Here is a 25,039-nt window from a genome sequence, read left to right on the forward strand (position 1 = left end):
ATTCACGCCAGGGGGGCATGATTCACAATTCTTGTCTGTCGGGATGACGCGTCAAGCATGCCATTAAGACCTGACGATGCCCTTGGCGCCCATGTGGCGTCCGTTCTCGAGCCGTACTATGAAGTAGACAGCGAGATCGGACGCGGCGGAATGGGGATCGTGTATTGCGCGATGGACAAGCGTCTGAAGCGCAATGTCGCGATCAAGCTCCTGCCCCCGGAGCTGGCGTTTCGCGCGGACATCCGCTCGCGCTTTTTGCGTGAGGCGGAGACCGCCGCGCAGCTCAGCCATCCCAATATCGTCCCGATCTACAATGTCGAGGAGCGGGACAATCTCGTCTACTTCATCATGGCTTTCATCGCGGGCGACAATCTCGCCACGCGACTGCAGCAGCACGGCCCGCTGGAAGCGGGCGACGTCCGGCGCATTCTCCGCGAGGTAGCCGACGCGCTCGCCTACGCGCACAAGCGCAACGTGGTGCACCGCGACATCAAGCCGGACAACATTCTGCTCGACGCCGACAGCGGACGGGCGATGGTGACCGACTTCGGAATCGCTCGCGCGCTCACGGACCAGGGCGATTCGCGCCTCACGGCGACGGGAATGGCGATCGGGACGCCCGCTTACATGTCGCCCGAGCAGTCGGCGGGAGATTCGAACATAGACGGCCGCAGCGACATCTATTCGCTGGGCGTCGTCGGATATCAAATGGCGTGTGGCGATCTGCCGTTCAACGCGCCCAATACTCCATCCATGCTGGTGAAGCACCTGTCGGAGCGTCCGACACCGGTGGAGGAGCGCCAGCCGGATCTGCCGATGGATCTTGCGCGCGCAATCATGATCATGCTGGAGAAGGATCCGGCTGATCGGTTCCCCGATGCGGAGTCGGTGGTGGTGGCGCTGAGCAGCGGCGTGATGCCGACACTGCGAACCGCTCAGGCGCCGGCATCGGCGCCATACGGATTCGCCGGATTGCCAGCGACGAATCGGGGAACGGTGCAGCGCGGCGCGGTAGCGACACGCACCGGCTCCGGCCTCAGGGGTTCCTCGGTTCCGACTCCCGATGAAATGGAACGGTGGAATGCCGATCCCGTGCGGAGATTCCGGAAGAAGCTGGCGCCGTATCTCGCCGTGAACGCGATCCTCATTCCGCTCTCGATCTTCGGAGACGGCGGATTCCTCGTTATCACCGCGTTCTGGTCCATCGGCATGGCCGTGCAGTACTCCAAGCTCTGGCAGGAAGGCTACAACTGGCGCGACGTGTTCAGGCAGCCGCGCGACCGGCTCATCTTCGACGTCGCTGCCGAGACGATCGACGACGCGCGCGCGCTGTTCGACGAGACGAAGCGCGAGAAGGTGCGTGCGCGTGCGCGCGAGCGCGCTGCGGGCGGCCTGTTCAATGACCGTTTGCCACCGGCGCTCGGCCGTGGGTCGAGCGCCCGAATGCCCCGGTCTCCGCTCCCCGGCGAAGGCAATCCGCCCCCCGCGTTGCTGGCCGACAACTCGCCGTACGGATCAGCGCTGGCGTCGGTCAGGATGGATCGCGACGAGATCTATCGCCAGCTCCAGACGATGACGAAGGACGAGCGCGAGCAGATCCCCGACGTCGGTCAATCGGCGGACGCGATCTACCGCAAGGCGATGCAGGTCGCCACGACGCTGGCCGAGCTCGACCTGCGCGACAATCGTGATACACCCGAATCCATCGAGAAGGAGATAACCCTGCTCGAGGCACAGGCGAATCCGCTCGACTATCGCGCCAGCGAAGAGCGCGTTCGCCGTCTCGCGCATCTCAAGCGTCAGCGCCGCGTCGTCGCCGATCTCGGGAAGAAGCGGTCGGAGGCGGAAACGAAGCTCGAGCACTGCCGTCAGCTCCTCCGAAGCATGCGCCTCGAGCTGCTGCGGTATCGCTCTTCGGGCATGGGTGGTGCGCCCAATGGACTCACCATGGTGACAGAACAGGCGCAGATCGTGGTAAAAGAGATGGGTTACCTCTCTGACGCGGCCGCCGAGGTCAACGCGCTCTAGCAGCGCAGGGCCTCCCCTCCGGGAAAACAACATGAGCACATGCAAAGCCTGAAAGGCCTTTCTGTCGTCGCATTTCTGATCGCCGCCTCGTGCAGCGACGGGCCGGCGGTGGCCGCGCAGTCGGCGCGCGCCGACCCGATCAGAAAGGATTCGGTCGAGCGGGCACGAATAGTTCGCGTGCCGACTCCGGACGTAGTGCGCGGACTGTACGTGAACCGGTGGGCCGCAGTCGGCAGGAAGATGGGACAGCTCATTGACCTGGCGAAGAAGACCGAGGTCAACGCACTGGTCATTGACGTGAAGGACGATCGTGGCTTCGTGCTGTACAAGTCGCGCGTTCCGCTTGCGGTGCAGATAGGCGCCGACACCAACAGCGCGATGTCGCACACGAAGCTCCGCGCCATCCTCGACACGATGGTCGCGCACAGGATCTATCCGATCGCGCGCATCGTCGTGGCGAAGGATCCGCTCCTCGCCGGCGCGAAGCTGGAGTGGGCGATCAAGCGGAAGGACAACATGCAGCCGTGGCTCGACAAGAACGGCAAGCCGTGGCTTGACCCTCACCATCGCGAAGTGTGGCAGTACGCTGTGGATCTCGCGAAGGAAGCGTATGGCCTCGGCTTCAGCGAAGTGCAGTTCGATTACGTGCGTTTTCCCGACGAGAAGCGGCTGGTGAGGGAGGCCGTGTATCCGTTATCCAACGGCCGCGTCCGGGCCCAGGTGATTCGCGACCAGATCGGCTACGTGCGCGCGGCGCTCAAACCGCAGGCGGTGCCGGTGACGATAGACGTCTTCGGCCTCACCGCCACCGATACCACCGACATGGGAATTGGGCAGCGATGGGAGATGTTCGTGGATCAGGCGGACGTCGTGCTTCCGATGGTCTATCCGTCCCACTTCGCGCCCGGCACGTACAAGCTGGGCAACCCCAACGCGAATCCGTACGCGACGATAAACCGCGCGATGAAGGACATCAGGCGCCGCAGCGAAAAAGTCCCTAACGCCGCCAGGATTATCCCGTGGTACCAGGACTTCACACTGGGCCCACCGCACTACTACGCCGAGCAGGTGCGCGCGCAGATGAAGGCCGGCTACGACAATGGTTATCGGAGCTGGATACTGTGGAACCCCGGCAGCCGTTACACCGAGGCGGCGCTGGAACCGGAGTCGTGATGCATCGCGCCTGAGCCTCGGAGGCCGATCTGCCACCGAGACCCGGGTAGAGCGAGCTAGTTACGACTCTGCGGAGGCCTCTGCATCATCTGCTTCCGCTTCTCGACGTTCGCGTCGAACACTTTCTGCTGATCGGCGGTGAGGATGGCGCGGAACTCAGCCTGCTGCTTCCCCATCATCTCCATCATCTTCGCGCGCATGCCCTCGTCGGGCGGGCCGCCTCCCATGCCGTTCGGCATCATCTTCTGACGCTCCGCCATGTTCTTCGTACGGATCTCGTCAGCCTGCTTCTGCTGCGCTTCGGTGAGGGTGATTCCCTCGAGGAGCATCGCCATTCCACGTCCGCCACGCATTCCGCCGCCCGGGGGACCACCCTGCGGCGGTGCTCCGGCAGGCGGTGCACCCTGCGCGCTCGCAACCGTTGCACCAGCGCACAGCGCGATTCCAGCCACTGCCATTCTGATCCAGCTCATTCCCATCTCCGAAGTAGACTGTGCGAAGTACCCGCTCGGGTACTGTTGACACTTCTGTATACTCCGACCCTGCGGAAAAGGTTGACCGACGGTTCATGAAGCTCGATGCCGGTCGGGCGAAGGCCACTCAATTCCCTGTAAGTCGTTTCCTCCGAATGACTTGACCCGCCTGCCCTAGCGCCGAGTACAAAAAGTGCTATTCTTACGCGCCACTACAGGGCCACTTTCCTTACCATGCCTCGCCGGGCGGCTTTCAAGCCGTCGCTCACGGCCGGGCTGCCTGACTGAGAGATCCCTGGCTTTTTTCCAACGAACCTGACGTCGAGCGCCGATTGTGACTGTTCCCAGTTCCGCCGCCGATATAACTCTTCCGCCACTCCGTGGGACTGGTGAAACCATGTCCTTCCCGCTGGGTTGGCTGCTGGAGAACGCCTCGGGGCCGGTGCAATACCGCGCGGCCACCGAGGTCGCGCGCGTTTCCGAGTCGACGGCCCGCGAGATGGAGTGGCTCCCGTACGGATTCCGTCCGGCGCTGCGCCTCGCACTGTCGCAGAACGTTGACGGGATCTGGAACGGCTCGATGCTCTCGGTGCCGCGACGGAGCGCCGATTTCTCCACCGTCGGAACGATTCCGGCCGTGCGCCGGCTCCTCGAGTACGGATGGGATCGCGAGTCACCGCCGCTCGCGCTGGCTCGCCGCCCGTTGTTCCGGCTGCTCGCGGAAGACAACGATCCAGCATATCTCTACGAGCTTGGCACGAAGGCGAAAGACGACGAAGCAGTGAAGCGGGGACGTCTCCAGCTTCGCGAAGCAGCCGCAGCTGCGCTGGCGCAGGCGGGGTACGAGAGCGATCCGCGACTTCGCGGCGCAGCGCGGCGAATTCTCGAGCGAGTGGATGCCTACCTCAGCTCTCCGCTCGCCGAGAGGCCATGGAAGAGAATCGGAAACGTACACGTCCTCGCACCAGAGGTCTGTCCGCCGACCCTCCATATCCTGACGATGCTCGCGCACATGCCGATCTTCAGGAACGAGAACTACACCGAGACGGAGCGCATCTACCGGTACATCTCACAGCCGCATCCGCGACAGGAATCCGTACAACTCATCGGCAAGAAGATGGTGGAGCAGCCGCAGTTCGTGCTCGGCGACCGACTTCCGCACCGCAACGTCGTCGAGGCGGACGTGCCTTTTGCGCTCATGTGGCTCGAAACGATGGCGCGGCTCGGCTTCCTTCGCCGGAACGACAACTGGGTGAAGATGTTCGAGCGCTTCGAGGACGATCGCGGCCGGACGGGAGTCTGGCACCCGCACAAGGGCACCAATATTCCCGCGACGAGCAATCCGCGCGTATGGCCGATGTTCCCCCTCGAGGACCTCTCGCCGGGCGGCACGCCGAAAGCCACCGGCGCCGCCTGGGCAGACGTCACATTCCGCATCGGGCTCATCGGCAAGCTGCTCGGCCGCGTAATAAAGGTTATCTAGGCAAGGCGATGATGTGGGTCTCTCGCCGGCTCCGACCCGTAGAGATGTATCCCGCGGGGGAGCCTGGAGTGCGGACCCGATTCGTCGCGCTGCGATCCGGTCTTCGAGTGCGCGTCGTCGAAGCCGGCGACGCCGGCGCCCCCGCAATCGTTCTCGTACCCGGTTGGGGATGCGGCGCGTGGATCTTCCACGAGAACCTGCGCGAGATCGCGAATTCCGGATTCCACGTCATCGCCGTCGAGCTCAAAGGCCACGGTCTGTCGGACAAGCCGCGGGAGCCGAGCGAGTATACCGCGGATTCCATGCGCGATCATCTGCTGGAAATTCTCGATTCGCTTGGATTGTCGAAGGCAGCGCTGGTCGGCCACTCGATGGGCGCGGCCATCGTGGCGAGCGTCGCTGCGCTCGCTCCTGACCGGGTGAGCGGAGTCGTTCTCGTCGTGCCTGTCGGATTCGCGGGTGTGCGGGGCATGACATTGTTTCGCGCAATCACACCGCGATTCGCGATCCCTCTTCTTCCATTGCTGGCGACACGCGCGCTGGTTCGTCTGATGCTGAGCGTCGCCTACGGATCGAGGCGACGTGCATCGCCGCGGGACGTGGATGAGTTCTGGGCGCCGACGCAGTTTCCTGATTTCACGCGCGCTCTCCGTCATCTGCTTCACGAGTTCGAATGGGCCGCGCTGTTTCCGCGCATGGAAGTGCCGTGGATGACAGTAGTCGGTACTGACGACTCGCTGTCGCCGGCGTCCGACGTCGCCCGGTACGCGGGCGCCAGCGGGCGCCAGCCGGCGATAGTGATCGAGGGCGGCGGACACGTCATGTTCGACGAGACACCGGCGATCGTGAACCGCTCCATCGCCGATTTTTTCCGAACGGATGCGCGGTCCGGCTATATTTCGACTCAGAATGAGTAAAACCCCGGCAGCCGGAAATTCCCGACGAAAGAGCACTTCCGCCACGAAGAAATCGAAAACCACTGCGGAGCCAGTGCAACCGGCGGCCGAACCCTCCGCCGAAAAGAAATCCTCGCTCCTCGGCTTCCCTGATCTCGGACTCATGCCCGAACTTCTGAGAGCGGTCGAGGACGCGGGCTACACAAATCCGACGCCGATTCAGCAGCAGGCGATTCCGCTGGCCCTCAAGGGGCGCGATCTGATCGGTCTCGCGCAGACAGGAACAGGAAAGACCGCCGGCTTCACTCTCCCGATCATCCAGCGTCTGCTGGAGGAAAGGCACGGCCAGGCACGCGCCAGCGCGCACCGTGTTCGCGTTCTCGTTCTTACGCCGACGCGCGAACTCTGCGTCCAGGTGGATGAGAGCTTCCGCAAATACGGCAGGCACACCGGGCTCAGAGTCGCGGCGATCTACGGCGGAGTCGGCGTCGAGCCGCAGACGAAGGAACTCCGACAGGGAGTGGACGTGATCGTCGCCACGCCCGGCCGGCTGCTCGATCACATGGAGCGGCAGAACGTCGCCTTCGACGACCTCGAGGTGCTGGTTCTCGACGAGGCTGACAGGATGCTCGACATGGGCTTCGCGCCGCAGCTCAACCGTATCGTGGCGGAAGTGCCGCGGTTCAGGCAGACGCTGCTGTTCAGCGCGACGATGCCGCCCGAGGTGGAGGCGCTGGCGCGCAAGTATCTGCGTAAGCCCATCGTTGTTCAGGTTGGGCGCAGGTCGTCGGCGGCGAGCACCGTCACGCACGCGGTCTATCCGGTGCCGCGCGACAAGAAGACCGACCTCCTCGCCGAGCTCCTGCAGAAGGACGGAATGGATTCCGTTCTCATCTTCTCGCGCACCAAGCATGGAGCGGACAAGGTCGTGCGGCACCTTTCATCGAAGGGTATCAGCGCGACCGCGATGCACGCCGACAAGTCGCAGGGCGAGCGCACGCGCGCGCTCGAGGATTTCAAGAAGGGAACGGTGCGCGTCCTCGTCGCGACCGACATCGCTCAGCGCGGTCTCGACGTCTCGGGCATCAGCCACGTCATCAACTACGACGTGCCGCAACAGGCCGAGGATTATGTGCATCGCATCGGGCGCACGGGGCGGGCGCTATCCACGGGCGATGCGTTCACGTTCATGGCGCCCGACGAGATCGCCATGGTGCGCGCGATCGAGCGTGTAATTGGCGAGCCGATCCCGCGCATCTCGGTGCCCGGTTTCGACTTCGGCTCGCTGAAGGTCGAGCCCGAGCCCGCGGAAGCATAGCGGCCAAAGCGATAGCCGTAGCGATAGCCGTAGCGATAGCCGTAGCGTTAGCCGCGGCCTTGCGATTCCGTCAGTGCCGGACGCGGCCGAGACGCGAGACGATGATCGTGTCGGCGGCACGATTCCGCGCCACTACCATCGTGAAATTGCTGGCGCCGTATCCGACACCGATCGGAGAATACGTGATGGACGTGCGGTTCGTCGACAGCGACACCCCATGCGCGGCGCCGATCTCGCGAGCTCTGATCGGCTCCGTCCCGGCGCGAATCGAGATGACCCGACGCGGCGCATCCATGTCGAGGGTCACCTGTGTGCCGCGCGCGATGGCGACGTGGCGCGCGAGCGAGAACATGGATTCTATCTCCGTCACCGCCCCGCGCACCTCCATGCTGTCTACGAACGCCCACGCGCGCGGCAGAGCGATGACGAAGAGCGCAGCGGCCACAGTCATGACCACGGTTACCTCGATGATAGTGAATCCGTCGCTCGTTCGTCCCGTCATGTCGCCCCGCCGCGGTTGATGCAGAATTGCTACCAAGTCGCGCCGCGGGTCATGACACCACCTGCTTCCCACGGGGAGCAAACCACCGCATTCGACAGGCGATTGCGTTACATCTATGGCGACAGCCACCGCCGATTCACCGGAGAAGAGCGATGAAGATCACGATCGAATACTGCACCGTTTGAAACTACCAGCCCCGAGCCGCCAGTCTGGCGGCTGAGCTCAAAGACCGCATTCCCGGCGTGGATATCGAGATGATTCCGTCCGGCCACGGACGCTTCGAAGTCTCCCGCGATGGCATTCCCGTGTTCGAGAAATCGAAGCTCGGCCGCCACGCAATGCCGGGCGAGATTCTGAAGCTGCTGAATGAGAATTCCACCTGATCGAAAAAGCGTCCAATCGTTGCAGGAAAAATGTCCTCCCAAGGGGACATCGAGAGGGCCTCTTCGTCCTCAGCCAATAGCGTAAGTGGTTGTAATGTCGCTAGATACGTCATCATACCATGCCTGGCATCCCCCATGCAAATCCACTCCCCCATGACAATCCTTTCGTTCTCGCGGAATGACGCGGGAAAGATCAATAGATGGGGGTTCGCACTCCTTGCCGCGGGGATCCTCGCGGCGGGGAGGCCAGCGAATGCGCAGGGGTTCCCTCGGGAGCTCCCGATGCAGATTCCTGGGCTCCCGAAGCGCACACAAGGGCCGATGGTGCCTCCGGCTTATCGGCCGCCGGCGGGAATGTGCCGTATCTGGATCGAGGGAGTTCCTGCCGGACAACAGCCGGCACCTACTGACTGCGTCACAGCTGTCCGCAACCGGCCAGTCAATGGCTCCGTCATCTTCGGCGACAATTCGCCGAAGCGTGGCAATGAAAAGTCCAGGAAGGGGAAGTCGAAGAAGGAAAAAGACAAGGACATGGACAGCAACGACTCCCCTGACCAATAAGGAGAAGCAACGATGAAACGCATTGCATTTGCACTTGGTCTCGTCGCCGCGGCGACGTTCGCGGCTCCGCTCGCTGCGCAGTCTCGCAACAGCGGGCCCTGGTGGGATCCGGCGAATACGGGAACGAGAAGCGGAAGCACGTCGCGCGTTGACACTCGCGACGGAAACATCTACGGCAGCACACGGGCAGATGGCCAGTGGCGCCGTGAGTCGCGCGATCGCAACGGGAACAACATCTACGTTCGCACCCGCTACGATTCGAACGGCAATCTCATTCAGGAGCGCGCGCGCCGCGACACATTCGGCAGATATCGCGTGATTGACCGTCGTGTCATCAGCAACGCCAACGACCGTCGCAACGGTCAGGTCAATCGCGGCGACAACGACCGGAACAACGACGGTTGGGAAGATCGCAACGGCCGCAGCCGCAATGACCGCTGGGACCAGAACAACGGTCACGACAACGGCAAGCACAACGGCTGGTACAAGAACAAGGGCAACAACAAGGGTAACAACAAGGGCAACCGCCGCGATTAACTGAAAACGCGGTCGCCTGCAGGACCCGGCCCCGGGTGGAGTGATTCCACCCGGGGCCGTTTTATTGCAACTTGGGCTGCAATGCGAACCGTTCGCGACAGATACCTCCCTCCGGATCACGCCGCGTTCGTCGCCGCGGAGCCTCCCACCGGCCGCATCATCGTCATCGCCCCGACGCGCGCCGCATGCGAAACGATCGAGTTGGCGCTCGGTCTCCACATCGAGACGATCCTCGAGCAGCAGCACGGCCAGGAGATCAGGGATCTCGCTGCGGCCGGGAAGGGTTTCGGCATCGTCGCCGGAACCGGCACCGGAAAGACGCTCTCCATCCGCCCGATTGCCGAAACGATTCTGAGCACGACAGATCTTCGCGTGGGGGTCGTCAATCGCGAGCGTGAAGCGACGCCCGAAACGCCGACCTGGAACGTCATCATCGTCACCACCGGAATCGCCCGCCGCTGGTTTCAGGACGGTGACATTCTCCCCACCGACACGCTGGTCGTTGATGAGATCCACCAGACATCGGCGGAGCTCGAACTGTGTCTGGCGCTCGGGAAGCGCGTGGGCTGCCGGTTCATCTGGCTCTCCGCAACGGTGGATCCAACGTTTTACGCCACCTACCTCGCCGCCGCCGCCGTGCTGCAGAGCTTCGCTTTCGACCCCGCGCGCGCCGCCGACGTGAAGGTCGTGCGGAAGGATCCCCAGGAGTTTCTCGACGACCGCTTTCTCCTTCGCGTGATCAAGGACCGACTCGGCGTCGGAATGTTCCTCCCTACGCGCGCCGGTGTCGAGCAGGCGGCCGAGCGGGTGTCGTCGCAGTTCCCGCGCATCAACACCGCGTACTATCACGGCGGCGAGCCGATTCGAATCATCCGCCCGTTTCTCGAGGGCGGCGAGAAGAAGCCGTACTTCCTCGCGATGACGGCGGCGGGGCAGAGCGCCCTCAACGTGAAGGGACTCGACACGGTCATCATTGATGACAGGCGCTTCGGCAACATCATCGAGCGCGGGAAGAACGTCCTCACCCGCATGCATCTCGGCGCGAACGAAATCCTTCAGATGGCGGGTCGCGTGCACGGCCGCGTCGAGGGCGGGCGCGTGTTCATTCTCTCCGACCGCGATATCCGCTTCGAGGCGCTGCGTCCAACTGCGCCCGAGTTCCAGCTTGCCGGCGACTCCGAGCGCGTCGCCATGACTTGCGCCGACATGGGCGTGGACGCGTCGCAGCTCGATCTGCCGGTGCCGCTCGATCGCATCGCGTATCGTCGCGCGGTCTCACTTCTCGAGAGCCGAGGAATCATCGAGAACGGACGACTGTCGGTGTACGGCAAGTCGGTCGAAGCGCTGCCGGTGGATCGCCAGTGGGCCGAACTTCTGGTGAACGCAGACGACGAGCTCGTGCCGTACATCGCCGTGATGAGCTCGATCGAGTCGCTCCATCGCATGACGCGCGAGGAGCGCGATCTCGATGGATTGGTCATTCCGGGCAGCGATCATCTGACCGCGTACAACCTCTATGCCGAAGCGTTCACGCGGTGCGGCTACATGGGCGAAGTGTACGGGCTGCCGCGGCATCTCTTCACCGATGATCTCGAGGCGTGGGCCGAGCGCCGCGGCGTGCTGATGAAGTCCATCGAGGACACTGCGCTCGGGATGGCGAGCGTGTTCCGCGGTCTGGGCATGGAGCTGCCATCGCGGATGCCGGTCGCGCGCGACCACGTGCTCCGCAAGTTTGCCGCGGTGCTCGCGCGGTTCATGCCTTTCGATCTCGTCATTGACGAAGAGACTGCCGACGGTAGCGAAGCGCGAGTATCGAAGACGAGCGTGTGCGGAAGCTGGGGTCCGATTGCCGGAGACCTCCGTTATTTCGCCGACAGGTCGGGAAATCCACGCGCCGCGATCGAGGGAACCCAGGTTCCCATGCAGCTCATCCGGAAGTACGCCACGCGCGGAATTTCCGAGATCGCCTACGATCCTGCTCGCAAGGGAGGGCAGCTCGTCCTCCAGCACACGCTCGAGTACTTCGGATTCGAGCTGGAGCGCGAGATCGAAGTGCTCGAGGAGATCCCGCCCGAGCTCGCTGCGAGGGCGCGGGACGCGCTGGCCGAAGCCCTCGCGCGCGGACAGGCGCGGCATCTGTCGGTCAAGCGGAACCGCGCAGCGGTGGAGGAGATCAGGCAGACGTATCGTCGCTCAGGCGGGCTGACACCGAGGTTCGGATTGCAGGATCTAACCGCATGGTACGAAGAGCGGCTGGCCGGCGTGAGCTCGATGAACGATTTCCGCAACGCGCGCCTGACGCTCGACCGCGACGAGATCGTGCCGCGTGAGGTGCGCGAGCGATACGCAGGGCTGCCGGAGACGGCTGTGATCCGCGATCGCGAAGTGGACATCGAATATGACGTGGAGGAAAGAGACGGCGGTCTCGCGGCGGTGGCGCGGCTGCGGCTTCCGGAGAAACTCGCGCGGTCCATCACCGAAGCGGAGCTCCCGGTTCTCGATCGTCCGCTGAGATTCGTCGTGATACGCGGACAGCGCGGCGCAATCCGCGCGGATACGCTGGAGGATTTGCAGGATGCCCTGGCGCAGCCGTGGTCGCCTGACGAGGTGGATGACGCGCGTCACGCGCGCGACAATGAGTCGAGTGAGGAGCGGAGGGCGCGAGAGCTTGCCACGCGGCACCGGGGCGGCCGGGATGGGCGCGATGGTCGGGGAGGGCGGCAAGGCGGTCCGCGAAAAGGTGGTGGCGGCTCCCGTGGCGAAAAGCGCGGAGGGAAGCGCGAAGGGCCGGACAATGGAGACGGTGGCCCGAAGGGGCGGGGTGGCGGGTCGGGCCGTAGATTTCGCGGGCGATGAGCACAGAATTCCACCGTCATTTCAGCAGGCACCAGCAGGCGGTCTCCGACAGCATTGTCGCACTCGAGTCCGCGGCGGAGCTGGCGGGAGAAGCGCTCGTGGCAGCGCTCGGCGCGGGCCACAAGGTGCTCACCTTCGGCAACGGCGGCAGCTCGGCGGAAGCGAGTCATCTGGCGGAAGAGCTGGTGGGCCGTTTCCGGAAAACACGGCGGCCGTTTCCCGCCATCTCGCTTTCGGCCGATTCGGCAACAGTTACCTGTATCAGCAATGACTTCGGCTACGACGCTGTATTCGAGAGGCAGATCGAGGCGTTCGCGCAGCCGGGCGACGTCGCCGTCGCGCTGACGACGAGTGGGAAATCGGAGAACGTGCTTCGCGCGCTGCGCTTGGCGCGACAGCGCGGTGTGGTGACGATCGCTCTCACCGGTGCCGCCGGACTCAGCGGCGCTGAGGCGGATCACGTGCTGGCGGTTCCGAGCACTGACGGCGCGTTGGTCCAGGAGGTCCACCTGATGCTCATCCACGTCTGGTGCAGCGCCGTGGACAAGGCGCTGGGCGGCGACGCTAGGGAGTGACCGTCTCGGCGGTCTGCGGTGCTTCTGGCGCGTCTTCCGCGCTCTCCACCGGCTCTGCCGTCGAGAGCGCGTCCTCCTTGTAGCTGAGCCATCCGGTCGAGCCGTCGGCGACCAGCTCGACCTCGGTGCCCAGCGGGAGCGTGAGGTTCGGCACCTCGTGACCGGCGGGGAAATCCATCAGGATGGGAACGTCCAGATCTGACAGCAGGTCGAGCAGGAAATCCTCGAACTCGTCTTCCTCCGAACGGTCGAGCGAGAGCTGTCCGAACACGATTCCCTTTACGTGTTGCAACAGCCCCGCCGCGCGAAGATGCACGAGCCGCTCGTCGGCCACCGACATCGGATCGTGCGTCTCCTCGAGAAACAGGATCGCGTCGCGAGTGTCAATTTCATAGGCGGTGCCGATGGTCTGCTGCACCAGCGAGAGGTTCCCGCCGGTGAGCCGACCCGTCGCGCGGCCGGGTCTCACGGCGCGGGTTACATCCTTTCCGAATCGCGTCGGAGGCCTCGGCGTCGTGATCGCGGTGAGCAGCGACGCAGTGGTCGGATCGCGAGCGATGGGAATCAGGTCGTCCACCGTCGGGCCGTGAAACACGCGCAGCCCCGCCTGACGCATGAGCCAGAGGTGGAGCGCCGTGATGTCGGAATAGCCGACGAATATCTTGGGATTCCGACGGAAAACTTCGGGCTCGAGATAGGGGATCATTCTCGTGACGCCGTAGCCGCCGGTGCCGCCGATCACTGCCTTCACGCGCGGGTCGAGCCACATGCCCATGAAGTTGGCCGCGCGGCGCTCGTCCTGTTTTCTGGTGAAGCGCCGCAACTCGAGGATGTCCGGATCGAGAATGACCTCGTAGCCGGCGCGCTCCAGCGCCTTGGCGCCGCGCATGAGCTGGCCTTCGCGCGGTGAATACGATGGCGCCACGACGCCGATCGCCTCGCCGCGCGCGATGGCGGTGGGCCGGATCAGCTCGATGACCGGCGACGGATTCAGTGGCTCCGGAGTACCATTTCCCGACGGAAGCGGGACCGTAGTGCCCTCACTAGATTGCGTGATATGCCAGATTCGCCGGTTAAGGAGTTGAACCCCGAACATTCGGCCCCGTCGGCCGCCATTGCCACGGCCAAGAAGCAGGGTGCGGGCCCGGACGTCTACTTCCGGAAGGGATTCGGGCTCAAGGCCGAGGTGCAGGCTGAGCTTGCGTCTGATTATAGCGGGCGGCTGGTGGATCTGCTCCGGCAGCGGGAGTTCTGCCTCGAAGCCGGGGACACCACGATCCGACTGGCCCGGGAGTTCGGGTTCTGCTATGGGGTGGAGCGGGCGGTGGACTACGCCTACCAGACCCGGCGCAAGTTCCCCGACCGCCGGGTATTCCTGGCCGGCGAAATCATCCACAACCCTCACGTCAACACCAAGCTGCGTGACATGGGTGTGGAGATTCTCGACATCGGGCCGAACGGAATTGACTACAGCGTAGTCGGACCCTCCGACGTCGTGATCCTGCCGGCGTTTGGAGTCACCATCCACGATTTCCAGACGCTGCGCGAGATCGGCTGCGTGATGGTGGACACGACTTGCGGGTCGGTGCTCAACGTCTGGAAGCGCGTCGAGAGCTACGCCAAGGACAGCTTCACGTCGCTCATCCACGGGAAGTACTACCACGAGGAGACGCGGGCGACAGCGTCGCAGGCGGCGAAGTATCCGAACGCGCCCTACTTCGTGGTCCGGAACATGGACGAGGCGAGGGTGGTCTGCGATTTCATCGAAGGACGACTTTCCGCCGATGAGCTGATGGAGAGGTTCGCGCACGCCGCAGCGCCGGGCTTCGATCCGGTGCGCGATTTCCAGCGGATCGGCGTGGCGAATCAGACCACGATGCTGGCGAGGGAATCACTGGCGATCGGCGTCGCGGTGGGCGAGGCGATGGCGCGCGCGAAGGGTGACGACTACGCGAAGACCAACTTCCGGACGTTCGACACCATCTGCAGCGCGACACAGGAGCGGCAGGACGCGGTGATCGAGCTCCTCCAGCATCCGATAGACGTCATGGTGGTGATCGGGGGTTACAACTCGAGCAATACGATCTCCCTCGCCGCGCTCTGCTCGGAGAAGGTCCGTACGTATCATATCGAGGATGCGGCCGCCATCGATCCCGTGACCGGAACGGTGCGCCACCGTCCTCCCGGATCGAACGGAGACGTGGACGAGGTGGGATGGCTGGCGAGTCCGGGCCCGCTTCAGATCGGAATCACGGCGGGAGCGAGCACGCCCAATAACAAGATCGGTGACGCGGTGGCGCGGCTTTTCGCAACGAGAGGAGTTCCGCCCGAAAACGTGATCTGACCTCCGCCGGCGGGCCGCCGCGACGAATTGATGTCAACCAGGTAACATATAGTGTTGCTCGCAGCGCCAGTCGTGATTAATGTGCTGGCGTTTCTGGTTTCCGTGGGACGGCCCGAAACTTGTTATGTCGAGCGGCGTACAAGGACAGGAGGTTTTCCAGTGGAGGTTGTGATGGAGCTCTTCGGAGCGCACGCTACGCCTGATCCCCAGGCTGGCGTTGGCGCGGAAGGAGCGGAGGACGTGCTCAATCTCGGGGCGTGGTTCCAGAAGGGATGGACGACCGCCGGCAGCATCGGGGAGAAAGGAACGGACTTCGTAGCGGGGATTTTCGACAGATTTCGCGAAGCGGATGCACTTGGCTATGACAACGAGGGAGACCAGACCGAAAACTGAATCGTCTGTCGAGTAGTGAAAAAGGGCCGCCCTGATGAGGGGCGGCCCTTTTTCCGATACCCGTTACCCGTTACCCGTTACCCGTTACCCGTTACCCGTTTGGTCGCGATCTTCCCCGCCATGAGATCCCCACAAAAACTGCTTTCCCTGCTTGCGGCATCAGTCGCGCTCGCGGTCGTACCGGCCCGCCTCCCGGCACAGAACGACGGCGTCACGCACGTGGACACCGTCGCCGCTCCGTCGCTCCGCGCCAACCTCCTCGGCGATCCCGACCGGCGCGAAGTGACGGTGTATCTCCCGCCGAGCTACTCGAAGCGGCCGGCGAAGCGATATCCCGTCGTGTACCTGCTGCACGGATTCGCGGCTGACCACCGCGCGTTCATGCGCGGCGCGTACCAGAATCTGAATATCAGGCTGTCCATGGACAGCCTGATCCGCGCCGGCGCAGTACGCGAGATGATCGTCGTCACACCCAATGCGCGGGATGCGTACGATGGCAGCTTCTACGCGAACTCAGTCGTTACCGGCAACTGGGAGGATTTCATCGTCCGCGACCTGGTATCATACGTGGACCGGAAGTATCGCACGGTCCGCAACCGGACGGGCCGTGGTCTCGCGGGTCACTCGATGGGCGGCTTCGGCGCGCTCCGGGTCGCCATGCGCCATCCCGAAATGTTCTCGGCGCTGTATGCGCTCAGCCCATGCTGCCTCGGAAGCCTGGCCGACTCTCCCGACGCCGGGATGACACGCGCGTGGAAGATCGCGCTCGGCCTTACGGATCGATCGCAGTTCTCGAAGGCGGGATTCATTCCGAACATCATCTACGGCATGGCCGCCGTCTATTCACCCGACCCGGCGAACCCGCCATTCTACGTTCGGTTTCCACTCGCGCTGGAGGGCGACTCGCTGATCTCGAACGCGGCGCTCGCGACAAGCTGGACGGTAACGCCGCTCACGCTCGTACCGGCGCATGTCGCGGGTCTCGCGCGGATGGCGATTGCGTTCGACGCCGGCACTGCCGATGGATTCCGCGATATTCCGGCGAACGTTCAGAAGCTCGATTCGCTGATGACCGCTCTCGGAATACATCACGCGGCCGAGCTTTACGAGGGAACTCACGGCAGCCGCATCAGGTCGCGAATAGAGTCGAAAGTCATGCCCTTTTTCTCCAGGACACTGCATTGACCGAAGAAAGGCCGCCTGAATGGGCGGCCTTTCCGATGACAAAGAGAACTACTCTCCCGCCGCTTTTCTCCGCCGCGTGCGCACCGCTCCCTCCTTCTTCTTCTTCCCTCGCCCGATCGGCACGACGTCCATCTCTGCTGCAACGGCGGGCAGCGGCTCGGCCGCCGGAATCTGCTTCGGCTGCTTGTAGGTGAACCGCTTTCCCTCGTAGTTGCGGAAGATCACCTCGTCGTCGTTGATCTCCTCGACAGATTCGGGCAGCAGCGGGACTTTTCCTCCGCCGCCAGGGGAGTCTATCACGAACTGCGGCACCGCCAGGCCCGACGTCCAGCCGCGCAGCGCCTGAATGATCTCGAGACCCTTCTGGACGGTGGTGCGGAAATGCTCGCCGCCGGCGACCTGGTCGGCCATGAAGATGTAGTAGGGCCGCACACGCGCCTTCAGCAGCTCGTGCATCAGCTTCATCATTACCTTCGCGTCGTCATTGACGCCCTTGAGCAGCACCGTCTGGCAGCCGAGCGACACGCCGGCCCTGGATAGGCGGTCGAGCGCCGCCACCGCGGAGGGCGTCAGCTCGTCGGGATGATTGAAGTGCGTATTCATGAAGATCGGGTGGTACTTCTGCACCATCTCGCAGAACTCCGGCGTGATGCGCTCGGGCAGGTGCGATGTGATGCGGCTTCCAATGCGGATGATCTCGATGTGCGGGATCGCCCTGAGCTGCTGGAAGATGTACTCCAGCCGCCGGTCGCTCAGCATCATCGGGTCGCCGCCGCTCAAGATGACGTCGCGGATCTCCGTATGCTGCCTCAGGTACTCGAACGCCGAATCGTACTGGTTGAGCGGGATCTTCTCCGGATCGCCGACCTTCCGCCGCCGCGTGCAGAAGCGGCAGTAGCTGGCGCATACCGGGCTGACCAGGAACAGCGCGCGGTCCGGATACCGATGGGTGATGTTCGGCACCGGCGAGTCGCCATCCTCGTCGAGCGAATCGATGATTCCGTCCACGACATCCAGCTCCTCGACGGTCGGCACGTACTGCTGCCACATCGGATCGCCGACTTCCTTGATCGCATCGAGCACCGAGGGCGTGAGGCGCATCTGGAAATTTTCGAACGCAGGCCTCAGCGCTTCGACGTCAATCGCGTCGCCGAACTTCTCGTGCAGCTTGTCGAGTGTGGCGATGCTCTCTTCCTTCAGGATTTTCTGCCAGTCACTCATTGTGGCATCACTCCATGCGTCGGCCATCCCAGGGATGGGGCGCGGCTCTGCAACCGTTTTGTGAATGTGATCCGGTCGTCCGACGGCGCGTAGAAATCGCGCGCCCTCGCGGCCTCGACGTATCCACGGCAGATGTAGAACCCGCGCGTGTTCCCGTAGTCGGATCGGGACGATGTTTCCACTACCACTATTCTGGCGTTCAGTCCCTTTAGCCTTCGTTCAACCTCACCAAGGAGGATGGTTCCGCTGCCGGATCCCTGAGCGGCAGGATGCACGGCGATCCAGTACAGATCGTAGGTGCGGTCCGTGCCGGGCGTGGGCCCGTAGCAGGCAAAGCCGACCAGCTCCTCTTCCGGGGTGAAGGCGCCGAGGAAGAAATAATCAGAGCTGGCTGGAGGATTCACGGGAACCCCGGTATGCGCCGCATCCGCGCCGTACACCGAGTCGAACAATTCAATCGCAACCGCGACCTCGTCTTCGCGGAAGACGTGCGTCGCGACGAGAATGTCGCGTACGCTCTCGCGGTACCCGGGGCCGAGATCTCCGACGAGGATTCGCGGCGGAGCGACGAGAGGTTTCTGCGGAGTCCGGATGATCACGGCGTCGCCGCCATCAGAAGCTCCATCCCCGAGAGACGGAGCGCGCGCTGCCACAGCTCCGGCGACGTGTCTATGCGCAGACTGAGCCCTGCCTCGCACACGCGACGAATGAGCGCGTTGTAATCCATCCCCGCAACGCGCGCCATGCGGGCGAGTCCGGCGTCGGGAGAAATGTCGGGATTCGGATTCACCTCGAGAAGCCACGGCCGTCCTTCGGCGTCAATCCGGAAATCAGCGCGGCCGTATCCCTGCCCACCGACGGCGCGCCACGCCTCGAGCGTGATGCGCTGAAGCTCCTCCGTCAGCTCGGGCGACAGATCGGCCGGGCACGACGGCGTCGCGCCGAGGTCCTCTTCGCTGCCGGGGATCCACTTGGACTGGTACGACACGATCTTCCACATGCCACGCGGCATCTCGCCGAAGTTGATCTCGGCAACGGGCAGCACCTCGTCATCCACGATGCCGACGTTCACTTCGCGCCCGGCCACGTAGCGTTGCACGACGACCTCGTCCCACCGCTCGTGCATTGCGTCGAGCCGCGCAGTGAGCGCGCGCCCGCTGCGCACCACCGACCGCTGCTCGATCCCGATGGACGCGTCTTCCGCGGCCGGCTTGCAGATGGCCGGATATCCCACGCTCGCCACGTCCTCGCCCTTCCGCGCGAGCGACCACCGGGGAAGGGGAAGCCCAGCCCTGTCGAGCATCGTGTTCACGACGTACTTCCGCAGACACAGGGCCGTGGTGGTGCTGGAGTTTCCGGTGAAGGGAATCCCGAACAGCTCGAGCACCGAAATGACCATCGGCTCGAGCGCGGCGACGCCGTCGATCCCTTCACAGAGGTTGAAGACGAGATCGAACTTCGCGCGTCGCACGCGCTCTACCCATCGCCCGTCGGGATTCACCGGAACACGGACGTGCTGATGCCCCCAGTGCTCGATCGCATTTTCGATCGCTTCCACTGATTCGAGGATCAGTCCGTCGGGATTCACTCCGAGCGCCGACATCCCGTCGAACAACACGCCAATTTTCATGCTCGCGCCCTCCGGGGGGCGCCGTTTCTAGGCGGCGCGGTCTCTCTGGAGCGAGCGGCCGAGTGCGACGTTCTGCCGCGCGGCCGCCAGTTGCAAACAGGATTGAATGAGCTGGTCGTAGCTCAACCCGGCCGCACGGGCTGCTTTTGGAAAGCAGGAGTTGTCCGCTTGGTCGGGGAGAATTCCGGGAAGTGGATTGACCTCCACCACATTGGGCTTTCCGGCGGCGTCGAGCCGCACGTCTATCCGCGACCAGTCGCGGCAGCCGAGCACGCGATACGCGTCGAGCGTGACACGCTCGATCGCTCTCGCGAGTGATTCGTCTATGTGGGCGGGGCAATCGAACATCTGAAGAGGGCGCTCGGGGCGGTCCCAGATCCACTTGGCCTCGTAGCCGTAGATGGGGAGCGCTCCCTCGGGCAGCGACGCGAAATTCATCCCGACGATGGGGAGAACCTTCGCTTCGGCTCCATTACCAAGCACGGCGCACGTGAATTCGGCGCCCGGCAGATACTCCTCGACGATCACCGGCTGGCGGTAGGTCTCGAGGAGAAACGCGGTCTGTGCCTCCAGCTCATCATGCGTGCGGCAGAAATTCCGCTCGGTGATTCCCTTCGACGATCCCTCGTGGATCGGCTTCACGAAAAGGGGCAGCGGAATCTCGCGTGCGCTCGCGAGGTCGCTCATCTCCCTGACGACGGCGAAGCCCGCGGTGGGCACGCAGTGATACGCGAGCATCTCCTTGGTCTTCGCTTTGTCGAGGCACAGGGAGAGCGTGAGCGGATCACTGCCGGAGTAGGGAATTCCGTAGAACTCGCAGATGGCCGGGACGTGCGCCTCACGGTTCGCGCCGTACCGTCCTTCGGCGATGTTGAAGACGATGTCCGGTCTGGCGCGGCGCAAGCGTTCGGGAAAGTCCTCGGTCGCCTCGAGACGGATCACCTTGCCGATGGCGCCGAGAGCGGCGGCGACGGCATCTATGGTCTCGATGCTGTCCCACTCGGCGAACTCGTCTGCGATACTCGGCGGTTCTTCCTCCGGACGGGACGACTCACCGTCAGCCGGCAGAGAGTTGCGCGCGGCCGATTGCATGTTGCCCGTGAGCTCGGATGGCTCTGGCTTCTGATTGAAGGCGAAACCGATCCGGGTCATTCGGTCCCTACGAAAATGCGCGCGAGCGATTCATGACCCCGAGTATATAAACCACTACTATGGGGCGCAATATTTTTTCTCGCGAAAGGAGAAATTCTTTCGCGGAAAAAAATTTTCACCGCGTTCTCTGCGGTGAAGGCTCTCTCTTCTCAGACCTTGTGGTAGATGATCCGTGCCGCCTCGGCCCGGTCCGCCGCGGCGTAGATATCGAAGTCGGAGAAGAAAGCGGGCGCCTCGCCCAGCAGAGTCCGCAGCATCGCCAGCGCGCAGCGGCGGATCTCGAACTCCGCGCCCTCGCTCGACCGCAGCTCGAGCATCGTCCGCCACGCTCGCGCATTGGCGGTGACGACGATCTTCGTCTCGGTGGAATTGGGCAGCACGCCCCGGGCGGCCTCTCTCGCCATCTTCCGGCGATGGATCTTGTCGCCCACCCAGGCGTAGCGGGCCATCAGCTGCTCGACAAGAGTGACGTACGCGCGCTGAGCCGCCTCGACCTGATCCCGCCACGCCTTCTCCAGCGCTTCATCGCCGATGATCGCCGGAGGCATAACGAAGTTCGCCTCCGACTCGTCCACGTACCGCTGCGATAGCTGTGAGTAGGAGAATCCCGCCCTGTGGCGCACCAGCTCGTGGGTGAGCGAGCGGCTCACTCCCTCGAGAAGGAGCGAGTAGTTGGCGTGCTCGAGAACGCTGCCGTGCCCCTGCTTCTTGATGTTCTCGAGATACTCGCGCGTGCTGCGGCTCGCCGGATTCTTCTGGCTCATGTAGCAGAGGCGGCCCGCGAACTCGGCGAGCTTCTCACCATCGGTGCTCTCTCCGAGCCAGTGGACGGGGAGATGCGAGGGCTCGGCGAATGCGGGTCGCGAGAGTACGGTAATGCGGGGCTCGAGGAAGATCACGTCTGTGGCGGGAAGAGAGTCTGTTCTGAGAGGAGGCGGGGCGACGGTAAGCTAGCCCGCACCGGGAATGAGAGAAAGCCGCGGCGTCGCGTACGAGCTGTCGTCGGCAATCTTGTCGAGCACCAACCGCGCTTCGGCCGGCAGGGGAGCGAGAGCCGGATCGTACTTGATGTCGCCGAGAGGTCGCTGAGCGCCGACCGGTACCTTCACGCCGGAATTCAGAATTCCCCTCGGGTCGAAGGCACGCTTGACGAGCGCGAACAGCTCGATGGCCTTCGAGCTCCACACACGGGACAAGAGCGGCGTCCGGAGACGCCCGTCTCCGTGCTCACCGCTGAGCGTGCCGCCCAGTCGTGCGGTGAGCGCGACGATATCGTCGAGAAGGCCGTCCACGTCGGCGCGCCAGTCCAGCTTGCTCACGTCAATCAGCGGGTTCACGTGAACGTGCGCGTCTCCCGCGTGTCCGAAGATGACGCCGCGAACGCCTCGCGCATCAAGTGCCGCCCTCACGCCCCGCACGTAATCGGCGAGGCAATTCGCCGGCACCGCGCTGTCCTCGATGAACTGCATGGACTTGAGCGCCGGGTCGAGGCGCGAAAGGATCGGGCTCGCCGCGTGTCTCAGCTCCCAGATCTCGTGCTGGTCCTGCGATCCGAGCGCGACGCGCGTGACGCTCGCACCGGCGCCGGCGAACAGGCGGGCGAGCTCGTCCGCCGCTAGTGCCGCGGATTCCTCGCTCTCTCCCTCGACTTCGGCGAGCAGCACGGCTTCCGTGCCCGGCGGTACCGAGGCGAGCGCCGCGACCGGCGAGTGGGCGCCGCCACCCGCCGCAACATCGAGAAAAGTCCGGTCGAGCAGCTCGCACGCCACGGCTCCTGCCTCCCTCGCGCCGACTGCGCCTTTCACGGCGTCGTCGAGATTTCCAAAGGCACCGAGCACGCCACTGGTGGCTCGCGCCGCCTCGGTCAGCGCCAGCTTCACGCCGACGATTACCGCCAGAGTGCCTTCGCTGCCGACGAGCAGATCCACCAGCTCGCGCGACTTCGCGTACGCGGCGACGCCATACCCCGACGAATTCTTTGCGACGCCGGCGTGCACTGTGGCGCCGGCCGCGTCGTCCGACAGGAGCTCCGACTCACGCGAGAGAAATCGCTGGATCGCCGGGATTTCCGCCGGCGCCGGCCTGCCGCGCTCGATCACGGCACGGCTCCCATCGTCGAACACGCAGTCGAGCGCGAGCACCCACCGCCGCATCGCGCCGAAGCCGAGCGTGTGCGCACCGGCGGCGTTCGTCGAGACCATTCCGCCGATCGTGCAGAATTCTCCGCTCGATGGATCCACCGGGAAGCGCAGCCCACCCGCAGTCGCTGCACGATTCACTTTTCCGCGCAGCGCGCCCGGTCCCACCCATACGGAACGCCCCGCGACGTCCACTTCGCCGATGCTGTCCATCCCGCTGAGATCCACCATCACGCCGGGACCGATCGCTCCGCCGCTCATGCTGGTGCCCGATCCGCGAGGCACGATGGACAGCGAGCTCGCCGATGCCCATCGCACGAGCGTCATTACATCTTCGGCATCCCGCGGAACGGCGATCGCGACGGGCACGATACGGCCAACACCGGCCGCCTCTGAGTATACGGCGCGCGAGAGAGCGTCAGCCCGATACGTCCCGCGAAAACCGGCAGGTGGAAGATGACACTGCTGCGCTGCGCGCCCGGTCACAGTCCGAGGCTGCTCACCCGCGGCGGATTCTCCGAGTAGTCGTAGAAGCCCTTCCCCGATTTCCGCCCGTACATCCCGGCGATCACCATCCGCTTGAGCAGCGGCGGCGGCGCGTACCTCTTCTCGCGATACTCGGCGAACATTATCTCGGCAATCTTGTACGTCGTGTCGAGCCCCACGAAGTCGAGCAGCGTGAACGGACCCATCGGATACCCCGCGCCAAGCTGCATCGCCTTGTCAATGTCCTCGACGCTCGCGACGTTGCTCTCCAGCGCGCTGATCGCGTCGAGCATGTAGGGGACGAGCAGAAGATTGACGATGAAGCCGGAACTGTCCTTCGCACGGACCGGCTCCTTCCCCAGCTTCTTCGCGAACTCGAACGCCGCGTTGGCGGTCTCCTCGCTGGTTGTGATGGTGCGCACGACCTCCACCAGCTTCATCAGAGGAACCGGATTGAAGAAGTGAAGCCCCAGCATCCTGTCCGGCCTTCCGCACGCCGCGGCCATCGCGGCGATCGTGAGACTCGAGGTGTTCGATGCGAAGATGGTCTCCGCCGGACAGATGGCATCGAGATCCTTCCACATCGCGTTCTTCAACTCGAGATCCTCGACGACCGCCTCGATCACGATATCGCAGTTGGCGAGCTTCGCGAGCTCGGTGGTGAACGAGAGCTTCGACAGCGCTGCATCGCGCTGCTCCGCGGTCACCTTGCCGCGCTCGATCCCCTTCGCCAGAACCTTTTCGACTCCGCTCCGCGATTTCTGGATGATAGGATCCGAAACCTCGCGTACGACGGTGTCGAACCCGGCCTGCGCACTGACCTGGGCGATACCGCTGCCCATCAGCCCGCCACCAAGCACGCCAACTTTTCTGATCTCCTTCACTTGAGCCTCCTGGAAGAGTCGAATTCGAGCCGGTCGAGGGTCTGCTCGAGCGCGAGCTGCGCGCGCATCACGAGCTGCCGGTGTCCCTTGCCGATCTGGTATCCCGCGATGGCCCCGATCAGTGTCGGCACTGCCGCCGCGCCTCCGAGCAGAATGAATGCATCCGGTGTCACTGCAATGGATCCAATGACGGCGATCACGCCGCTGCCAAGTATGCCGGCGATGAGCGCCCCGGCGCCGACGCGCACTCGCGCGCCGCGGCTCTCGGAAAGATCAGCGTCGACGCGCACGAGAACCCGCTCCGCGTCCACCGGAATGATCGTCGCCGCCACCTGGCTCGCGCGCGCCAGATGATATCCGCGTCCGCTCAGATTGAGCCCGCGCTGAAGCGTCCCCAGCACACCTGATCGCGCTTCCCAGGTGATGCGGTCGGGGAAGCGGCGCTGCACGCGCAGCGCTTCCTCGCGCTGCATCCAGGTGTCAACCGCCGCGAGAACCTCGGCGGGCGAGCCACGCACCGTGCGTGACGCCGTGGCGATCGCCGGTCCGGTGATGCTCGCGACGAATCCCTGTTCCACTGGAACGGCGACGCGCGACCGCTCCTCGGCCAGCGCCTGAGTGAGAGTCGTCGAACTGATTCCCGCTTCCTTGCCGATCTCGATCAGCTGCGACTCCGTCAGCATCCCGCTCGAATCGGTGCTCGCGGTAGATGCCTGAAGCTCGGCGGCACGGGCAAGCACACGCTCGATCGCGGTGCGGTCGAGAGGGGGCTGTGTCGTCGGAAGATTGGAGGGGTTGTCAGCCATGCTGCGTAAAATAAG

General features: G+C 64.1%; 24 protein-coding genes. 13 read left to right on the forward strand and 11 right to left on the reverse strand.

Features of this window, described 5'->3' with window-relative positions; translation table 11 throughout:
- Window positions 1–57: 57 nt before the first annotated feature.
- Both Q7S20_03870 and Q7S20_03875 read left to right on the forward strand, forming a co-directional pair.
- Complete coding sequence (locus Q7S20_03870; GenBank protein MDO8500961.1) at window positions 58–2,028, forward strand: protein kinase; 1,971 nt, start codon at window positions 58–60, stop codon at window positions 2,026–2,028.
- 39 nt (window positions 2,029–2,067) lie between these two features.
- Window positions 2,068–3,201, forward strand: coding sequence for a putative glycoside hydrolase (locus Q7S20_03875; protein MDO8500962.1), 1,134 nt, complete (start codon window positions 2,068–2,070; stop codon window positions 3,199–3,201).
- Window positions 3,202–3,257: 56 nt separating this feature from the next.
- Here the strand turns inward: Q7S20_03875 and Q7S20_03880 are convergent, their stop codons facing one another.
- A complete protein-coding gene (locus Q7S20_03880) occupies window positions 3,258–3,674 on the reverse strand; it encodes a hypothetical protein (GenBank protein ID MDO8500963.1) in 417 nt (138 codons plus the stop codon).
- A gap of 397 nt (window positions 3,675–4,071) precedes the next feature.
- Between Q7S20_03880 and Q7S20_03885 the strand changes: the two genes are divergently transcribed.
- From Q7S20_03885 to Q7S20_03895, 3 genes are all read left to right on the forward strand, one after another.
- Window positions 4,072–5,157 (forward strand): hypothetical protein, encoded by a 1,086-nt coding sequence (locus tag Q7S20_03885; protein MDO8500964.1) that lies wholly within the window; start codon window positions 4,072–4,074, stop codon window positions 5,155–5,157.
- A 68-nt stretch (window positions 5,158–5,225) separates the two neighbouring features.
- A complete protein-coding gene (locus Q7S20_03890; GenBank protein MDO8500965.1) occupies window positions 5,226–6,074 on the forward strand; it encodes an alpha/beta hydrolase in 849 nt (282 codons plus the stop codon).
- Between the two features lie 142 nt (window positions 6,075–6,216).
- Window positions 6,217–7,371, forward strand: a complete 1,155-nt coding sequence (locus Q7S20_03895) for a DEAD/DEAH box helicase (protein MDO8500966.1) — start codon at window positions 6,217–6,219, stop codon at window positions 7,369–7,371.
- A 70-nt stretch (window positions 7,372–7,441) separates the two neighbouring features.
- Here Q7S20_03895 and Q7S20_03900 read toward each other — a convergent pair whose 3' ends face one another.
- Entirely contained in the window at window positions 7,442–7,873 is a 432-nt protein-coding gene (locus tag Q7S20_03900) for a GspH/FimT family pseudopilin (GenBank protein MDO8500967.1), read from the reverse strand.
- A 152-nt stretch (window positions 7,874–8,025) separates the two neighbouring features.
- On the opposite strand from Q7S20_03900, the gene Q7S20_03905 reads away from it, so the two are divergent.
- The 5 genes from Q7S20_03905 to Q7S20_03925 all read left to right on the forward strand — a co-directional run bounded on the left by Q7S20_03905 (window position 8,026) and on the right by Q7S20_03925 (window position 12,785).
- The gene (locus Q7S20_03905) at window positions 8,026–8,256 is read left to right on the forward strand and encodes a SelT/SelW/SelH family (seleno)protein (GenBank protein ID MDO8500968.1); all 231 of its coding nucleotides are present in this window, start codon (window positions 8,026–8,028) and stop codon (window positions 8,254–8,256) included.
- Window positions 8,257–8,538: 282 nt separating this feature from the next.
- Window positions 8,539–8,817 carry a hypothetical protein gene (locus Q7S20_03910; GenBank protein ID MDO8500969.1) on the forward strand — a complete coding sequence of 93 codons (279 nt, stop codon included), beginning with the start codon at window positions 8,539–8,541 and terminating at the stop codon, window positions 8,815–8,817.
- Between the two features lie 12 nt (window positions 8,818–8,829).
- A complete protein-coding gene (locus tag Q7S20_03915) occupies window positions 8,830–9,354 on the forward strand; it encodes a hypothetical protein (GenBank protein MDO8500970.1) in 525 nt (174 codons plus the stop codon).
- An 81-nt stretch (window positions 9,355–9,435) separates the two neighbouring features.
- Complete coding sequence (locus Q7S20_03920) at window positions 9,436–12,210, forward strand: DEAD/DEAH box helicase (GenBank protein ID MDO8500971.1); 2,775 nt, start codon at window positions 9,436–9,438, stop codon at window positions 12,208–12,210.
- The gene (locus Q7S20_03925) at window positions 12,207–12,785 is read left to right on the forward strand and encodes an SIS domain-containing protein (GenBank protein MDO8500972.1); all 579 of its coding nucleotides are present in this window, start codon (window positions 12,207–12,209) and stop codon (window positions 12,783–12,785) included. Before Q7S20_03920 ends, Q7S20_03925 begins: the two co-directional genes overlap by 4 nt.
- Here the strand turns inward: Q7S20_03925 and Q7S20_03930 are convergent.
- On the reverse strand, window positions 12,775–13,881 hold the full coding sequence (locus tag Q7S20_03930) for an LD-carboxypeptidase (GenBank protein ID MDO8500973.1): 1,107 nt from the start codon (window positions 13,879–13,881) through the stop codon (window positions 12,775–12,777). The two genes, Q7S20_03925 and Q7S20_03930, sit on opposite strands and share 11 nt — an antisense overlap.
- Between Q7S20_03930 and Q7S20_03935 the strand changes: the two genes are divergently transcribed.
- From Q7S20_03935 to Q7S20_03945, 3 genes are all read left to right on the forward strand, one after another.
- Window positions 13,867–15,129, forward strand: a complete 1,263-nt coding sequence (locus Q7S20_03935; GenBank protein ID MDO8500974.1) for a 4-hydroxy-3-methylbut-2-enyl diphosphate reductase — start codon at window positions 13,867–13,869, stop codon at window positions 15,127–15,129. The genes Q7S20_03930 and Q7S20_03935 overlap by 15 nt on opposite strands.
- A 159-nt stretch (window positions 15,130–15,288) precedes the next feature.
- On the forward strand, window positions 15,289–15,522 hold the full coding sequence (locus Q7S20_03940; protein ID MDO8500975.1) for a hypothetical protein: 234 nt from the start codon (window positions 15,289–15,291) through the stop codon (window positions 15,520–15,522).
- 120 nt (window positions 15,523–15,642) lie between these two features.
- The gene (locus Q7S20_03945; protein MDO8500976.1) at window positions 15,643–16,707 is read left to right on the forward strand and encodes an alpha/beta hydrolase-fold protein; all 1,065 of its coding nucleotides are present in this window, start codon (window positions 15,643–15,645) and stop codon (window positions 16,705–16,707) included.
- A 48-nt stretch (window positions 16,708–16,755) separates the two neighbouring features.
- Here Q7S20_03945 and Q7S20_03950 read toward each other — a convergent pair whose 3' ends face one another.
- The 8 genes from Q7S20_03950 to Q7S20_03985 form a co-directional block, all read right to left on the reverse strand.
- Window positions 16,756–17,928, reverse strand: coding sequence for a KamA family radical SAM protein (locus tag Q7S20_03950; protein ID MDO8500977.1), 1,173 nt, complete (start codon window positions 17,926–17,928; stop codon window positions 16,756–16,758).
- Complete coding sequence (locus Q7S20_03955) at window positions 17,925–18,527, reverse strand: GNAT family N-acetyltransferase (GenBank protein ID MDO8500978.1); 603 nt, start codon at window positions 18,525–18,527, stop codon at window positions 17,925–17,927. The genes Q7S20_03950 and Q7S20_03955 overlap by 4 nt, the downstream gene beginning before the upstream one ends.
- Window positions 18,524–19,558: a hypothetical protein gene (locus tag Q7S20_03960; protein MDO8500979.1), complete on the reverse strand. Its 1,035-nt coding sequence runs from the start codon at window positions 19,556–19,558 to the stop codon at window positions 18,524–18,526. Before Q7S20_03960 ends, Q7S20_03955 begins: the two co-directional genes overlap by 4 nt.
- Before the next feature lie 27 nt (window positions 19,559–19,585).
- Window positions 19,586–20,710, reverse strand: a complete 1,125-nt coding sequence (locus Q7S20_03965) for a hypothetical protein (protein ID MDO8500980.1) — start codon at window positions 20,708–20,710, stop codon at window positions 19,586–19,588.
- 149 nt (window positions 20,711–20,859) lie between these two features.
- On the reverse strand, window positions 20,860–21,609 hold the full coding sequence (gene thyX, locus Q7S20_03970; protein ID MDO8500981.1) for an FAD-dependent thymidylate synthase: 750 nt from the start codon (window positions 21,607–21,609) through the stop codon (window positions 20,860–20,862).
- 51 nt (window positions 21,610–21,660) lie between these two features.
- Window positions 21,661–23,334, reverse strand: a complete 1,674-nt coding sequence (locus Q7S20_03975; GenBank protein MDO8500982.1) for an FAD-binding oxidoreductase — start codon at window positions 23,332–23,334, stop codon at window positions 21,661–21,663.
- Window positions 23,331–24,218 carry a 3-hydroxybutyryl-CoA dehydrogenase gene (locus tag Q7S20_03980; GenBank protein ID MDO8500983.1) on the reverse strand — a complete coding sequence of 296 codons (888 nt, stop codon included), beginning with the start codon at window positions 24,216–24,218 and terminating at the stop codon, window positions 23,331–23,333. The genes Q7S20_03975 and Q7S20_03980 overlap by 4 nt, the downstream gene beginning before the upstream one ends.
- Window positions 24,215–25,024, reverse strand: coding sequence for a hypothetical protein (locus Q7S20_03985; GenBank protein MDO8500984.1), 810 nt, complete (start codon window positions 25,022–25,024; stop codon window positions 24,215–24,217). Before Q7S20_03985 ends, Q7S20_03980 begins: the two co-directional genes overlap by 4 nt.
- Between the last annotated feature and the right edge of the window lie 15 nt (window positions 25,025–25,039).

It is taken from the genome of Gemmatimonadaceae bacterium (assembly GCA_030647905.1).
Classification (GTDB): domain Bacteria; phylum Gemmatimonadota; class Gemmatimonadetes; order Gemmatimonadales; family Gemmatimonadaceae; genus UBA4720.

Excerpts from the sequence above, each read along its gene's own strand:
- Q7S20_03880 (MDO8500963.1), bottom strand. The coding sequence starts at position 3,674 with ATGAGCTGGATCAGAATGGCAGTGGCTGGAATCGCGCTGTGCGCTGGT.
- Q7S20_03885 (MDO8500964.1), top strand. The coding sequence starts at position 4,072 with ATGTCCTTCCCGCTGGGTTGGCTGCTGGAGAACGCCTCGGGGCCGGTG.
- Q7S20_03950 (MDO8500977.1), bottom strand. The coding sequence starts at position 17,928 with ATGAGTGACTGGCAGAAAATCCTGAAGGAAGAGAGCATCGCCACACTC.
- Q7S20_03895 (MDO8500966.1), top strand. The coding sequence starts at position 6,217 with ATGCCCGAACTTCTGAGAGCGGTCGAGGACGCGGGCTACACAAATCCG.
- Q7S20_03915 (MDO8500970.1), top strand. The coding sequence starts at position 8,830 with ATGAAACGCATTGCATTTGCACTTGGTCTCGTCGCCGCGGCGACGTTC.
- Q7S20_03965 (MDO8500980.1), bottom strand. The coding sequence starts at position 20,710 with ATGACCCGGATCGGTTTCGCCTTCAATCAGAAGCCAGAGCCATCCGAG.
- Q7S20_03985 (MDO8500984.1), bottom strand. The coding sequence starts at position 25,024 with ATGGCTGACAACCCCTCCAATCTTCCGACGACACAGCCCCCTCTCGAC.
- Q7S20_03925 (MDO8500972.1), top strand. The coding sequence starts at position 12,207 with ATGAGCACAGAATTCCACCGTCATTTCAGCAGGCACCAGCAGGCGGTC.
- Q7S20_03920 (MDO8500971.1), top strand. The coding sequence starts at position 9,436 with ATGCGAACCGTTCGCGACAGATACCTCCCTCCGGATCACGCCGCGTTC.
- Q7S20_03910 (MDO8500969.1), top strand. The coding sequence starts at position 8,539 with ATGCAGATTCCTGGGCTCCCGAAGCGCACACAAGGGCCGATGGTGCCT.
- Q7S20_03960 (MDO8500979.1), bottom strand. The coding sequence starts at position 19,558 with ATGAAAATTGGCGTGTTGTTCGACGGGATGTCGGCGCTCGGAGTGAAT.
- Q7S20_03945 (MDO8500976.1), top strand. The coding sequence starts at position 15,643 with ATGAGATCCCCACAAAAACTGCTTTCCCTGCTTGCGGCATCAGTCGCG.
- Q7S20_03870 (MDO8500961.1), top strand. The coding sequence starts at position 58 with ATGCCATTAAGACCTGACGATGCCCTTGGCGCCCATGTGGCGTCCGTT.
- Q7S20_03930 (MDO8500973.1), bottom strand. The coding sequence starts at position 13,881 with ATGTTCGGGGTTCAACTCCTTAACCGGCGAATCTGGCATATCACGCAA.
- Q7S20_03875 (MDO8500962.1), top strand. The coding sequence starts at position 2,068 with ATGCAAAGCCTGAAAGGCCTTTCTGTCGTCGCATTTCTGATCGCCGCC.
- Q7S20_03900 (MDO8500967.1), bottom strand. The coding sequence starts at position 7,873 with ATGACGGGACGAACGAGCGACGGATTCACTATCATCGAGGTAACCGTG.